Origin of the sequence: Paenibacillus sp. 4624 (assembly GCF_050435065.1) — a bacterium.
Lineage (GTDB): Bacteria > Bacillota > Bacilli > Paenibacillales > Paenibacillaceae > Paenibacillus > Paenibacillus amylolyticus_D.
In genome coordinates, this window is the sequence record NZ_JBNDJR010000001.1 from 698,748 (window position 1) to 713,241 (window position 14,494).

A 14,494-nucleotide genomic window follows, 5' to 3' on the forward strand; every position below is an offset into this window, starting at 1 on the left:
ACATGTTGAAGCACTGTATATCGAAGAAATTCATCTCTATCCTGCTAATTTTGTCCGTGACATTAGGTCTTTTTGGCAACTGGATACCGGCGACTACATACGCGGAGGAAGAACAGAGTCAGACTACGGATCTGGTTCAAGTGATGATCAGCGAATTCGGTACGACGGAAGGTTTTATTCAAGGTTACCTGGATCAGGGATATAACTTGAATCAAATTCTCTCAGCCTTTTTCAAAATGAGAGATAGTCAAATGGGATTTGAAGAAGCATTGAATACCCTTTATCCGAAAGAAATTAATGAATCTCAAAGCGTAACCAGTGATGTCTATACGGAAGGTTCTCTTAACAACCAATTGTCGATTGTCAGTGTTGAGGCTGACCAGTCCAGTATCATGCAACGATATGATACGTTTGCTGTAACCGAAGAGGTTTATGGAGGCACCGATCCTGCTCAACCGAAGACGGAAGATGAGGAAGTCGACAAAGAGAAATCTGAAGCGGTCGATCAGCCTGTAACAGATCCAGAGAGTAGTGCTCCTGAAACAGGTCAGCCTGCTGGGGAGGAACCAGCCCAAGAGAAGGGCCAACAGCCAGAATCAACGACAGCCCCGGAATCCGTTACGGAAAATCAAGAGAATAACACTACACCAGCAGATGAAGCGACCCATAGGACAGCTTCAGATGTTATCCAGCCTTTGGCTGCGTCAACCAGTGTGCCTGATCCGGGTAAACATATTTCCGAGAAAGCACCGGTATTTAACAAGAATTCATTTAACGAGGCGCCTTATTCCGTAGGTGAAAATGGAGAAGCCATCTCCAATTTGAGTGGTTCCTTAATCCTGGAGCATGTGGATGCAACGCTGCCAGGACGTGGTGGTATGGGTTTCTCCTTACAGCGGCAGTATAACTCATCCGAAGCGCAGTTCTATGATAAGGAAGTAGGCTTTAACACATACGAGTATCCTGTCTACAAGTATTTTGTGACGTATAGTGCCATTCGCAAAAAGAAAATCCCGAAATACAATGTGAAATATAGCGAAAACATGTGGTATCAGATGGACAACGATGGCGATGGTGTGATCGATCTCGAAACCGAAATTCAGGAAAGAAAAACGAAACTTCTAGGTACGTATGCTACCGAGGCGGAGGCCAAACAAGCGGCCAAGCAGCCCATCGTATACCCCGTACCCGCGGAGTCACGTACAGAACAAACAACAAGATATTCAACAAATGTCGACAGTTTTGCTTCAAGTGTGAGTTACAACAATGGTGTTTTTAGCGGAACACTCAATAAACAGGGGAGCCCTTCTGTGGTTTCGGGAGAGTATAAACCTGCTCGAACGATTACGGCCCCTACTCAAACCTGCGTGAATTCCATTCCTGGTAAATATGATGCCAAAGGGAACTGGGTACAAACCGGGTCAGAGAGCCCATGTCCGCAAACCAAAACAGCTACGGTTCAAGGCCAGACCATTACGCTGACGCGGTCATCTGTAACCAATACGAAAGCTTGTCCATCACCGAATAAATCGGTGGCCAATTTTGTATGTACCAAGTCATGGGAAGCGAAATATGACGGTTCTGTATCCATACCATCGTCAGACACACGCAATTACTCCCAACTTTATTCAGGTACAGTTATCAAACCCGCGACCACGTCAGGCAGAAGGTTCGATTCTTGGGTGCTTCTGGGTGGCGGAGGCAAGCAACGTAAAGCCTACAATGTGAATGAGCTCCCGTGGGTAGAAACCGAGATTACGGAGGGAGCAGCAGAATCAACTACGCAGGCTACAGATGGTACAGACTACTGGTCAGATGCGAGCAGTATCAAGACAGAGATTAATAATCATGCCAATGTACAGTTCCAGAACGGAATCAATGATGGCTACAACTATTATATTGCTTCTCAGCCTAATGCCGAGATTCGGGCATATCAAGTGGGCAATAACACAGATGTCACCTACTATAACAAAACGATTCCCGCCGCTGCGGACAAACGAGCACCACTGGGTAAGGGGTGGTCTTGGAAACTGCCTTACACCGAAACGGAGAATAACAAAACGTTTATGGTGCTGGCCGATGGCGGTCGCTACGAAATTGCAGGGAATACGCTAAAAGGGTACGACTGGGAAGGCATCACAGTTAGTCCGGATACGACGGTTACTGTAAATGGAGAAACGTCTTCACTGGTGATGACTTCGGCGGATGGATTAATCAAGCAATATTTTTCTGCGAATGGACGTCTGCTTCAGATCTCTGACGGACAGAAAAATACGGTTCAATTTTTCTATGAAAACAATTCGGCGTATAACAGCAAACTGTTAACCCAAGTGAAGGATTCTATAGGCAATACCATTCGTATCAGTTATACATCTTCAGCTGTAACGATCGTGCAGGGGAACCGTACAGTCACATATAACAAACAGACAAAAAATGGTATGGAACTACTCGATTCGGTCATTGATCCGCTAGGAAGAAAAACGACGTATTCTTACAAACTGGCGGATGCCAAGTTTAACTTGCCTGGCTTTAGCCCGGAACGTGCAGCACTTAACCCCTATGCGCTACTGACATCAGTCCAGCATAATACGGGTGCCAAAACGTTCTATGATTATGAAAACGGGCCGGTTAAGCGTTATCTTGGTGAAGAGTCCTTCAATGATGCCTACCGTGTCTTGTCTCGTAAAGATCAGATTACGTATGAAAATGGAGCAACAGAAGACTTCAACCGTCAGACGTATAGCTATACGTCCGATCTGGGAGCTACATTCTCACAGGATACAACATTTGCTGTCTCGGTAAGTAATGGATTAACCAATACGCAATACAACTACCGCAAAGATTTTATTACCAATGACACACCAGCCCAGTTTTATCTGGATCGGACCCTGGTTAGTGCAGAGGGAAAAACCCAGACAACAACCAATACCTACGGTAAAACGGTCAAAGGACGTAGTTATGCTGCATCAACACCGACGGTAACGACGGTAACCGATAACCAGGCCAAGGATGTTTTAACGACCACCGTACAGGTGGATGATTACGGCAATATTACGTCGGTAACGGATGCAACGGGACGCACCACGACCAGTACGTATGATGACACTAGACACTGGTTAACAAGTGTCACCGACATGGTGGATGCGACAAACAAGAAATATACAGTTCTTTCACGGGATAACCTCGGTAACATTAAGCAAATTGTGAACCGGAAAGACAGTGCCGGCGGTGAATTGTTGACACAGGCAGATTACACCTATGATGCCTATGGTAACCTGTTAAACCAGCGGATTTCGGACAGCAAACAAGAACGAAATGCCACACTTGAATATGATGGTCGTTATCAAAATGCGTTTCCAACGCGTCTGAGCATGATGGTGACCGATGTGAATGGTCAAACAACACTGGTCAGCACATCGTCTGATTATGACATGACCACCGGTGACTTGATCTCTTCTACAGATGCAGAGCAGCGTACTACCAAGTATCGCATGGATGCGATAGGGCGTACCATTGAGGTAACGCAAACGGATGGAACAAAGCTCCGTGCGGATTACGATGATATCAACAATACGATCAAAGTGACGGACGAGTCGGGTCAGCAACGGATACAGAAATGGAGTTCACTGGGTCAGGCCATCGAGAATGGTTATTTCTCAGGAAACGGCTATGTAGTCTCTCAACGTACCGGATATGATCCGTATAGCCGGGCTGCCTGGACAGACGATGCCCTGGGCAACCGTACTCGTAATACGTACGATAACTGGAACCGTGTGGTGATGACCACCGGAGCTGATGGTACATCCATATCCATGAAATACGATGATGTAGCTCGTACAGCAACAAGTACGGATGCTGAAGGCTATATGCAGATTGCAACCTATGATAAGTGGGGCAAAGGCATCAAAACGGAAGAGAAAACGCAGCTGGATCAGGTCCTCCGAGTATTGGAGAAAAACAAATACGATAACATCAGCGGTCAAACGCTGGAGCAAACCGATGGTAATGGCAATGTGACTGCATTCAGTTATGATGTCGTGGGCCAGCTCCGCCAAGTGACCAGCGCCAATGGAGAACAGACACAATATAGCTACGACTTGGCAGCTAATCTAATTAAGACAATTGATCCAGCAGGTAACGTGAAAGAAAATACGTATGATCAGCTGAATCGCCGCCTTCAGACAAAAGACAAGTCAGGTAATATCACGAAAAGTTACTATACACCTGGTGGTAACTTGACAAAATATGTGGATCGTAATGGAAATACATTCACATATGACTATGATCTGCGTGGTAACTTGCTCCGTAAAGTGAGCTCGGACGAAACGATTAGTTTCGCTGTCGATGCCGTCGGTAAACGTATGAGCATGACAGACCGTACGGGTACGACAGGGTATCAATATGACCCAGCAACGGAACAATTGACACGACTAACCTATCCCGATGGGCTGACGACTGAGTTCACTTATGATCTCAATGGTAACCGTACGGAGATCAAAGGGCCATTTGGCAATACAGTTTACAACACGTATGACGCAATGAATCGAATGACCTCGGTGGGAACGGTGAAGAATGCACCGGATGCGCAATACACATATTATCTGAATGGACTATTTAAATCAACTCAATCACTGAATGGTGTAAATGAACGCAAAACGTATAACGGTCTGGATCTGGTGGGGCTTGAGCAAGTGCGAGACCAAGCTACACTAGGCCTGTACAACTACAGTTATGATAACAACAAAAACATAACAAAGCGTGTGCAGCAGGGGATTGAGGACGGCTTTACGTATGACCAACTGGACCGGATAGCAACGTCGAGTGGTAATAACGAAAAGTATACGTACGATAAACAAGGCAATCGCCTAACGATGCAGTCGGACAAAGAAGTTAACGTAGTTAACAGCGAATATCAATACGATAACCGTGATCGATTGACTCAAGTCACTACAGATACGGCAAAAGTGGGATACCAGTACAACGGTGATAACCTGCTTGTCGAGCGTACAGAGAATGGTGTCACTACGCGTTACTATTATGATGATGGCGCTCAGATTATTGCCGAAGCTGAAGTGCGCAACGGTACGCCAGAACTCAAAGCGAACTATATACGTGGTGCTAAGCTGGAAGCGATCGCCTATGCAGACGGTAGTAAAGCATATGTTCAGAGTAATGGACACGGAGATATTACCGAGCTGCGGGATGTCAATGGCGTATTACTGAACAAGTATCAGTATGACATGTGGGGCAATCTGGAGTCCAAGGAGGAGAAGGTCCATAATCCGTTCCTGTACTCTGGTGAGTTATGGGATGATGCAACACAATTGCAGTATTTACGGGCGAGATGGTATGATCCAAACACAGGAAGGTTTATTAACGAGGATACGTTTGAGGGTGAACTGGACGATCCACTGAGTTTGAATCTGTATGCGTATGTGAAGAATAATCCGCTGAAATATATCGATCCAAGCGGGCATTGGAACGAAAAATACGGTTGGAATTATACCATTAATGAAATGAAAAATAAATGGTCTGTTGCTAGTACAAAGTCGGAAAGGGACTACTGGTCAAATCAAGCAGAAGGTATTAGAAATCAAGCTAGAGCAGCTGGGTATTCCAATTCAGATATAATGCAATCAAGTGACAAAATGATTCCAATGGATCAAATTTTAAAACAAGCCCACATGAAGTTTCCAGTACTCAGTTTTATTCAAGGGTTTACTAAAGATTTGGCGAATTATGTAGAGAATCATCCAGGTGAAGGGGTAGCAGTATCATCTGGAATGGGGATATTTAAGGCTGGGAAATTTACCAAACTAGAGCAGGGACTGAATTTTACAGTTACTACAACTGCTCGAATGGAAACTGCCGCAAGATTTGTACCAGTCCAAACATTAGCGTCTGCTATAAAATATGGTAAAGAAATGAGTGATCCGAAAGGATCTACTGCTAAGATGTTTTACACTATAATGTATAAAAATAATCAAGCTTACAATCTGGAAGTTTTATATGATAAAGCATCAAATACAGTGTATCATTTTGTTTATACAAGAGATCCGATGCAAAGAGCCGGACTTCCAGGAATACCTAAAAAATGAGGTGAGCTTCTAATGCCAACAGAAAAAGGTCCAAAAGAAAGACTATACTGGTTAATGAGGTTATTGCTGGATAATGAAATTGAAGCTTCTAACTTTTGTGATGAATTCTATGCTACGTATGAACATGATCTAAATGAACCCTTAACATCTGAAGAAAAATCATATTTTATGTTGATTTCAAAAGAAGGATCTAGATTCTCTGAATTTACCGATGACTTGATAAATTATCCGAATGTGTACGTTACTGAACACGAAATAAGAAAATTAGTAATGGAGGCTTTAGAAGTATTACAAAATTGAATGTTCAGAAAATAACTACAAATTAAAGTTTTATTGAACTTAGCCCCAGAAAATAATCTGGGGCTATTTTTATGTGCAAAGGGTTTATTTCGCCCGTACTAGCTAACTTGTATCTCAATGAGTTAGACTGGGAAGTTGGAGGAACAAGGTAGTCGATTTGAGCCCTATGCCAATGATTTTCTGTTGCGCTCCTCAATCTCCGTGAGGACGGGAATCAGCTGGTTGGCATGGTGAATTCGGGCATTGTCCAAGATCATCACCATTTTGCCTGTGAGGAACTCGTCTACAACTTTTTTCAAGAAACGTAGAAATGTTTCTGCTGTTTACTGCTCATCTTCCCGCCACACAAACTTGCCTGCTTAGTAGTCCAAGGTTGCCAGTAGTTTGACTCCTCGATGCTTACCTGTGAATGGAATTATACGTTGCTTGCCGTGGAGAAACCACGTTTTCTGAATCACTATGTAGTCACAAATCATGGATTCATCTTCAAAAAGGACGTGCTGAATTTCATCCTTGAACACTCGTTTTTAAGTCGGGAAACGTTGACTCTGTATAAATTCGTTGTTTTTCTTCGCTCTCTGCTGCTAAGGTATACGTTGATTTGTGTAACTTAGTCCCTGGCAATGCATCATTTTGAAAATACCACGAAGCGTATATGTGACTCCAATAAATATCTTTTTTTCAGCAGGTTATCTATCATATCACGCGTGTTGAATAACCAATAAAAGGTAGAAAAAGAACCGCAACCTCGGTAAAAAGTTTGTCCCCCTACAAACTTTGAAACGGCAGGTTATTTACATTGACTTTTTGTCCTGACAATAATATATTATTGTCAGGACAAAAAGGAGGTGGAGCAATGTCCTCCAAAAAGATGGGGCGTCCTAAATCTGATAACCCGAAGAGCAAAACGATTGAGATCCGTGTCGATGAGGAAATTCTGAGCAAGCTTGATGTTGCGGCTGAGAAGCTGAATACGAACCGATCTGCTATCGTTCGCAAAGGGATTGAGAAGATTTACGACGAGCTCCAAAAATAAAAAAGAAGCAGCGCTTGTCCCACGAAGAACACGCTACTTCTATTCAGCAATCACTACGAATTAGCAACTGCATAAATATCCTACCATGTGCAGAACGCTCATTCAAGTGAGGTATGAGTTAATTTATAGGAGGGTACACATGAATTCGATATTGGAAGCACTTTATAACGGACGACTTCGCCCGGATGAGATGATGATGCCGATACATCCTGAATACCAAGCGTTAGGGCGGCAGATTGCAACTCTGACAGAGCAGTGGAAGAAGCGTTTAAGCGAGCATGAATTTCTTGAGCTTGAACAGTTATTTGACTTATGTGGTAGATGTGAGGGGATGCATACGGAAGCTGCTTTTGTACAAGGTTTTCGTCTAGGTGCAAACATGCTGATTGAAGTCATGAGTCATCGTGAGGAATCGGTGTTGGAGTTTAACTAGGCTTACCTATGTGAGCGGAGATCAGGTTTACTTTTACAGCTAAATTTTTGGGAAACCCGAGACACAACATACTCATTTTGAATCATAAATTGAACATAAAATTGTTTATAACAAAGCCCTCAAACCTTCTCTGTGTTCAAGCAGTTGGGGTGAGGGCTTTAATTATACTTAGAGCTAACAGCATTTAGAATTTACAATTTATCTAGGAAAACAACATTCTAAACACTCAGCCGAACACTTGCCTTCTTAATCCGCAATATTCCCCGCCATTTTGAGACGACGAGCAATCTCCTTGAAGTCCTCGTGTGAGATGCCTGGCGCGAACTCTTCTTCCACCGCCGGAGCTTCCGGAATAGGAAAGCCTTGAGGGATGCCCTGAATGACTTCCAGAGGTTGTCCATCTTCGGGATGCGTGCCTTTCCAGATCTGGTCGATGGCATTGAAGTCTTTATCGCTGTAAGTGTACAGCTTGGTGTGAACGCCTTTTTCTTCGTATTTGCGAGCCTCGTTGAAGGCTTTGTTATCCAGAGAAGGGATCGGGATCAATTTGGTCACATTGACACCTGTCGCAATTTCAATGGCTTTAGCATAAGCCACCACGTGCACACCGCCGCGCACGAGCAGGAAACCGACAACTTCGCGGGCGGCAGGATGATCGGTCATTTCGTATACTTTCATCTTGTGCGTACGTGCCCCACATTCGAGGAAGAAATTATGCAACAAATCCTCGACCAGATTGCCACTGTTGAAGACATTGGCGCCTGTCCACGGATTGCCCATCGAATCAAAAGGCATCGCGCCTTGTGCGCCTGCCAGGAAATGATACGACAGTCTTGCATCCTTGACGGAACCCAGCGGTGTCTGATCAGGTTCTTTATATTCGGTTGATCCTCGGAGACAATGGTTAATCCCATGGGATACCAGCTCAACGTGTCCTAATTCTTCGGCCGTAATACTCATGACGAGGTCGTAGAATGGTTTTAGTTTTTCTTTGGAGCGAAAATTAAAGGATTGGTAGAGGTAGTTGTTCAGGGTAGACATTTCTCCAAATTTACCACCAAGCAATTCCTGTATGGCTGCTGCTGCATTGGGATCAGGCTTTTCGACGTTGGGAATTTCAATCAAAATTTCATCCAGACGTTTGAACATGCAGATATAACCTCCTCGAATATGGTGTGAAAATGGACTTGGGCGGACGTTGGATTCAGCTTGGTCAGTCAAGGCCCATTACACGGTCTATGGATTTTTTAAACAGATAAACTATGAAATGGGTCTAAAGGGGCATGTACTATCTGCTACGAATGTTTGAAGAACGTGGGGAATGGTTCACCGTTTGGTATTTCCATTTTCACAAATATTATGTACAATCATACAAGTTGTTCTATGTGTTACGCTGATCTTTGGTCATGGATTCGAAGTAGAAAGGAAGGAATACAGACATATGAAATCTAGATCGTTCCATATCATATCTTTAATGATGAGTTTAATCATAATGTTAACTTACATAAACAGTGCACATGTGTCGGCAAGCGGTGTGGGTAATGATGTTCAGGTGGATGAACAGACAAGGCAAATACTTATGGAGAAGTATGGTTTAGAGCCTACAGAAGAGTCCCGGGCACAGCAGCATTTTCTTTCCGGGGATTGGGGGATGAGCTTTAGTAATACTTCCGGGGTTGATCCGTTGGTTAAACTGATGCCGGTTGTTCCATTTTGGCTGTTGCCAGCGGTCTGGATTTTTCGAATCTGGGTGTAAAATGTAATCCGAACGGGCACGATATCAGCAAACACATTCTCCCAAGGAGTGAAATGCATGAGAGTGCTTATGATATCGATATTAACACTTGTTCTAGGTTTTGCAGGCATCCCAACGACCGTTTCGGCAGCAAGCAGCAACATTCCGGATTATGCGAAGTGGGGCATCATCGCCGTGAAGGAAACCCAAACGAAGTACAATGTCGACATCCTGGATTACAAACATATCGGCCGCTCGTCACTTAGCGCGAATCAGTCCAGAGAGCAGTTCAAGCTGTGGGTTCGTGCCAAAGACGGCAAGCAATTTGCTGTCTATGTTAATGTGGATTTTAATCCGAATACGCAACAGTTAAAAACAGTTCAATTTTCTGAATCAGACCGACACTAGCCGATGGGGTACCAGATTCTTATTCTCATTGTGCTTAGAGTAAATGGCCAGTCACCTTCAATATTCGATCTTCACCTGAAGAACCAGACTTCCGTCTTGCCCGGAGTATGTCTGGTTTTTTATTTTTTTGAAATTCCTTTTATTGTTATTGAATAAAGAACTTATGTTCGCATATAATAATGAATACAAACAAATGTTCTTATTGGAGGGATGATCATGCTAGGGAAGTATGTTGGCCAGATGGTGGAGCTTGTGTACATGGATCGTGCGGGACAGATTACGCAGCGGCAGATTCGAATCAACAGCATGCGAGGCGGAGTAATCCGGGCATCTGATGGCATGGAAGGGGTACCCCGGACTTTTCTGGAGCAAAATATTCTGGCATGGCGCCCTGTAACGGATCGGAATCGGAAGGGAGAATTGAAGTATGCTGAACGACTTTGAACGTAAAATTCTGCGCATTATTGTCAACTATGCAGGTCAGCAACGTCGAATTCCACGTATGGATGAACTGGAAACCAAGACAGGGCGCAACCCGGCACACATTCGGGAGTCACTACAGGCGCTTGAACAGAAAGGATATATCTCCTGGCCCCAACCATCTACGCTGGAAAGTATACAGATTTTGCAGGCCTGGGAGCAGGAAGCTAAGCCTGTGCGAAAAGCACAGCCTGCTGGCAATGCAGTAAAATATTTTACGGATTACTGATCCGTTGAGGGGCGAATAGTACGCCTAGGTGTAACAGACTTCTGCAGAAGTTACAGCAAAAACGCCAATCCGTAAGGATTGGCGCTGTATGGTGAATACATTTATCAGAAATTCGGAAGCTGGTCAAGGTTGTTGGTCGGGTCGCCGTCGGCATCGCCGCGAATATACATTTCTCCATCCTTGCCTTTGAATACATTCACACCAGCGATTGTTCCAGCCTTCACTTCGTTCAGAGCTTGCTGATAATCCAGAATACGGCCTGTCGATGTCTGGAAGGCGGTCAAGTCACCGTCACCATTCTTTTGTACTGCTGTGAACGTTTCGCGTGTTGTCTGATCCATCATGTCACACTCTCCTTCTATGACCAAATGGGAATAGGTTTACCCTGTTAGCCTGTCCGAATTGGAGAGAAGTATGCATTCTTTACAACATTCCACATTTCGAGAATAGCTGTGTAATGTATGTAGTGCCTGTGTTGTTGAGTTGTTCTGCTGGCCTACAAGCTTTTTCTCATACGGACATGTAGGATATCGGCATCGTAAAAAGGTTCTTCCGAAATCACTTCATAACCGAGTTTATCGTAAAATTTCTGCGCCTGACACTGGGCATCCAGGAGTGAATAGGTTAATCCAAGCTCACGAGCAAGCTCCTCCATCGCTAACAGGAGCACACGTCCATACCCAAACGAACGGTAGGACTCCAGTACAGCAATTCGCTGCATTTTGGCCGTATCTTTGCTGTAATAGATGAGACGCCCTGTGGCAACAGCCTGACCATCGGTATGAAGCAATACATGATGCACATCAGGACTGATAACATCGTATTGATCTATTTCGAGTTCTTCGGGCACTTGTTGCTCAATGACAAAAACCTGACGGCGAATCCCTAGAGCCTGTTTCAATTCTTCTTCTGTCGTGACATAACTAATTTCTGCTGCCAAATTCGATTCCTTCTTTCTGCTCCATGCGCACAAGTTCAGACTGCATTATACAAAAAAATGCTTTTCCTGTATAGTTAAGTTTGGTACATATTGGGACTTTGGAGGAGGAGGAGAGTCATGGGAATGGCGGCTATTATGACCATTACATTGCTTATGTCGGCGGGCATGATCGCTTTGTTATATTATGTGACCAAGAAGGCATACTCACGCAAATGGGATGAAGAAGAGTGAGAATATACTTCTGATAGGTACGGTCAGGGACATGGTTGATCGGAGATTGAACTGACATTAAATATATGGATACCAGTGGATCAATGTTTCTGATAAAGGCTCTAGATCTGTCTCTGCCATTTAAGGCAATAACTCACTGTTTCCCTGAGGGGAGTATACCTCTTGATTTACGGATTTGGAGTAGACGTCCATCCAGACAGGCAGCGATTCATTTTGTTGATTCGGTTGGTGCAAGTGCTGAAATTGTACTGTATGCTCGTCCCGTTCCAGCCTGCAACCAGTCAAGGTACAGGCGAGAATGAGCAAAACAGCAACATGAGTAGCAGTGAGCTTCCAGTATTTATTAAGTTGTTTATTGTTATGGTGTGGATTAAGCAATTGGTCAGTATTTTTATTCATCATCACTATACATTCTCCTATTGCAGAATATTGTAAGCTTTCCATTATTGTGCTCCAATATGGATGATTTAAAACCAATTTAATGATTGACAATGAACACGTTTACTTGGTATGATACTGTTACTTCATTGGATTTTGATTTATATATGAGTCGGCAAATTGAATCAAAAATTGTAACTATATATAATCTAGTTAATGAAGGGCGATAGCTCAGCGGGAGAGCATTATCTTGACAGGGTAAGGGTCGTGGGTTCGATCCCCACTCGTCCTATACATAAAACAATATTTTACAGCCGAGACAGCCTTTAAACGGCTGTTTTTTGCTTTATCTTAATTGAAATGAAAAACTATTATCTAGAAAGATAACTGAATATGGTACGAACCAGAAGACTACCTACAAAAATATGGGGTGGTCTTTAATATATTTTATTGATTTAATGCTATAGTCGAAGTACTAGTTAATTATAAAGCAGTTATAGAGAGTTCTGAATATATAACAGAAAAAAGATATGGTGGTGAATTAATTGAAGCAAATTAAACGGGTTGCAACCCTATATCGTGTATCTACAAAAGGACAGTTGGATGGAAATGATATACCAATGCAGCAGCGAGCTTGTAGAAGAATGATTGAAAGGCAGGAGGGGTGGAAGTTAGTAAAAGAATATTCTGAAAGAGGAGTCTCAGGGTTCAAAGTATCTGCTTCCAACCGAGATGTAATTAAACAGGCTAAAGATGACGCTGAAAATGGATTATTCGATCTACTGCTAGTATTCATGTTTGATAGATTAGGTAGAAAAGATGATGAGACACCATTTGTACTTGAGTGGTTTGTAAACAGAGGAATTGAAATGTGGTCTGTAATAGAAGGGCAACAAAAAATTGAAGTAAATGCAGATAAGGTGATTAACTATCTTAGATTCTGGCAGTCGAGCGGAGAAAGTAGAAGAACTTCTAATCGCGTGAACGAAAAGCATATGCAAATGGTGGAAGATGGCATATTTAGAGGTGGCGGTATACCATATGGGTATAGAAGTGTTGATTCCGGCAAATTTAATAAAAAGGGCAAGGTCTTGCTTAAATTAGTAATACACGAAGAAGAGTCTTTGGTTGTGCAAAGGATGTTCCGACTAGTTCTAGACGAAGGATACGGACAACTAAGGATAGCTAAATTGTTGAACGAAGAGAATATTCCCACAAGAAAGGCTAAACAGTGGGGTGCGGCTACTGTGAATGTCATACTTAAAAACCCTATCTATAAAGGAATAATGAGATATAGGAAAGGATCGGGAGACGCCGTATTCTCTGAACCTATTCCTGAATTAATGATAATATCCGAAGAAGAGTGGAATTCAGCTCAAGATATTAGAGAAAAAAAGAATCCCAAAAGTAAGCAAAACAATGATAGTTCTGTGCCGATGAGCACAAAAGGAAGTTTACTTCTAACTGGAATAGCGAGATGCGGGTGTTGTAACTCAAGGCTAACTTCAACAACATTTGTGAATAAATATAAGGCTGCTAATGGAGAAATACTTAGATACAATCAAAATAAAAGCTATCGGTGCACCGGAAAATTACAAGGGAAAATCGATTGTAGTGGTCAAGCTACTTTCTCGTCTAAGATGGTTGAGAGACAAGTAATGAAGCAAGTAAATAGTCACTTAAATCAACTCGAAACAATAGATTTTAGCTCGGAAATGGATTTAATCAAAAACAAAATATCAAATGAGGAAGAGAAAAAAATTAAGAAGCTGCAGTGTATACTTGAAGAACATTATAATGAGCTATCCATTCTTAACGCTGAAGTCCCCAAATCAATTATGGGCAAAAGCGCCTTCAAACCAAAGATGCTTAATGATCTTATCGAGAAGAAGGAATTGGAGATTACTCAAACTACCAATGAAATGAATGAAACTGAAAGAATACTATCCTCTAAAAAGATTGAATTGTCTGAACTGGAAACATTAATGGAGTATATTCCGGTTTGGCAAGATGTTTTTGATGAAGCGTCAACGGAAAAGAAGAAAATGATGTTAAGTACGATGATTGATGTTGTTTACGTCAGCAAAGAGAAAATTTTAGTAGAGATCAAGGGTAGAATTAAAGAATTCTTGGGACATTCATCGAGTGAAAGTAAATATTCAGGGAGTTGACACAGGGGGGAGTGCACTACTGATTATAGTGAGAAGTCTTGCATAGCAGGACTTC

The 14,494-nt window shown here is 42.9% G+C and carries 14 protein-coding genes and 1 tRNA gene; 11 read left to right on the top strand and 4 right to left on the bottom strand.

Annotated elements, in window-relative coordinates:
- The first annotated feature begins 56 nt into the window (after window positions 1-56).
- A complete protein-coding gene (locus tag ABIE27_RS03175; RefSeq protein WP_429349889.1) occupies window positions 57-6,098 on the top strand; it encodes an RHS repeat-associated core domain-containing protein in 6,042 nt (2,013 codons plus the stop codon).
- Window positions 6,099-6,110: 12 nt separating this feature from the next.
- The gene (locus ABIE27_RS03180) at window positions 6,111-6,398 is read left to right on the top strand and encodes a magnesium and cobalt transport protein CorA (RefSeq protein WP_429349890.1); all 288 of its coding nucleotides are present in this window, start codon (window positions 6,111-6,113) and stop codon (window positions 6,396-6,398) included.
- A 164-nt stretch (window positions 6,399-6,562) separates the two neighbouring features.
- Here the strand turns inward: ABIE27_RS03180 and ABIE27_RS03185 are convergent, their stop codons facing one another.
- Window positions 6,563-6,697, bottom strand: a complete 135-nt coding sequence (locus ABIE27_RS03185) for a hypothetical protein (RefSeq protein ID WP_429349891.1) — start codon at window positions 6,695-6,697, stop codon at window positions 6,563-6,565.
- A 557-nt stretch (window positions 6,698-7,254) separates the two neighbouring features.
- Here ABIE27_RS03185 and ABIE27_RS03190 point away from each other — a divergent pair.
- The gene (locus tag ABIE27_RS03190; RefSeq protein ID WP_145331959.1) at window positions 7,255-7,434 is read left to right on the top strand and encodes a ribbon-helix-helix protein, CopG family; all 180 of its coding nucleotides are present in this window, start codon (window positions 7,255-7,257) and stop codon (window positions 7,432-7,434) included.
- A 139-nt stretch (window positions 7,435-7,573) separates the two neighbouring features.
- Window positions 7,574-7,867 carry a DUF6809 family protein gene (locus tag ABIE27_RS03195; protein ID WP_429349892.1) on the top strand — a complete coding sequence of 98 codons (294 nt, stop codon included), beginning with the start codon at window positions 7,574-7,576 and terminating at the stop codon, window positions 7,865-7,867.
- A 246-nt stretch (window positions 7,868-8,113) separates the two neighbouring features.
- On the opposite strand, the gene ABIE27_RS03200 is transcribed toward ABIE27_RS03195, so the two are convergent.
- Window positions 8,114-9,016 (bottom strand): manganese catalase family protein, encoded by a 903-nt coding sequence (locus ABIE27_RS03200; protein ID WP_123062476.1) that lies wholly within the window; start codon window positions 9,014-9,016, stop codon window positions 8,114-8,116.
- 343 nt (window positions 9,017-9,359) lie between these two features.
- Here ABIE27_RS03200 and ABIE27_RS03205 point away from each other — a divergent pair, with 343 nt between their 5' ends.
- From ABIE27_RS03205 to ABIE27_RS03220, 4 genes are all read left to right on the top strand, one after another.
- Window positions 9,360-9,623: a hypothetical protein gene (locus ABIE27_RS03205; RefSeq protein WP_123062475.1), complete on the top strand. Its 264-nt coding sequence runs from the start codon at window positions 9,360-9,362 to the stop codon at window positions 9,621-9,623.
- A gap of 57 nt (window positions 9,624-9,680) precedes the next feature.
- The gene (locus ABIE27_RS03210) at window positions 9,681-10,010 is read left to right on the top strand and encodes a DUF3889 domain-containing protein (protein WP_123062474.1); all 330 of its coding nucleotides are present in this window, start codon (window positions 9,681-9,683) and stop codon (window positions 10,008-10,010) included.
- A gap of 216 nt (window positions 10,011-10,226) precedes the next feature.
- Window positions 10,227-10,454, top strand: a complete 228-nt coding sequence (locus ABIE27_RS03215; protein ID WP_090923691.1) for a hypothetical protein — start codon at window positions 10,227-10,229, stop codon at window positions 10,452-10,454.
- A complete protein-coding gene (locus ABIE27_RS03220; protein ID WP_429349893.1) occupies window positions 10,438-10,719 on the top strand; it encodes a hypothetical protein in 282 nt (93 codons plus the stop codon). Before ABIE27_RS03215 ends, ABIE27_RS03220 begins: the two co-directional genes overlap by 17 nt.
- A 104-nt stretch (window positions 10,720-10,823) precedes the next feature.
- Here ABIE27_RS03220 and ABIE27_RS03225 read toward each other — a convergent pair whose 3' ends face one another.
- Window positions 10,824-11,060 carry a DUF3892 domain-containing protein gene (locus tag ABIE27_RS03225; RefSeq protein WP_090923789.1) on the bottom strand — a complete coding sequence of 79 codons (237 nt, stop codon included), beginning with the start codon at window positions 11,058-11,060 and terminating at the stop codon, window positions 10,824-10,826.
- A gap of 155 nt (window positions 11,061-11,215) precedes the next feature.
- Complete coding sequence (locus ABIE27_RS03230) at window positions 11,216-11,659, bottom strand: GNAT family N-acetyltransferase (protein ID WP_145404023.1); 444 nt, start codon at window positions 11,657-11,659, stop codon at window positions 11,216-11,218.
- Between the two features lie 393 nt (window positions 11,660-12,052).
- Here ABIE27_RS03230 and ABIE27_RS03235 point away from each other — a divergent pair, with 393 nt between their 5' ends.
- From ABIE27_RS03235 to ABIE27_RS03245, 3 genes are all read left to right on the top strand, one after another.
- Window positions 12,053-12,325, top strand: a complete 273-nt coding sequence (locus ABIE27_RS03235; protein ID WP_429349894.1) for a hypothetical protein — start codon at window positions 12,053-12,055, stop codon at window positions 12,323-12,325.
- A gap of 163 nt (window positions 12,326-12,488) precedes the next feature.
- Window positions 12,489-12,560: transfer RNA gene (locus ABIE27_RS03240), tRNA-Val, on the top strand.
- A 253-nt stretch (window positions 12,561-12,813) separates the two neighbouring features.
- Window positions 12,814-14,439 carry a recombinase family protein gene (locus ABIE27_RS03245; protein WP_429349895.1) on the top strand — a complete coding sequence of 542 codons (1,626 nt, stop codon included), beginning with the start codon at window positions 12,814-12,816 and terminating at the stop codon, window positions 14,437-14,439.
- The last annotated feature ends 55 nt before the right edge of the window (window positions 14,440-14,494 follow it).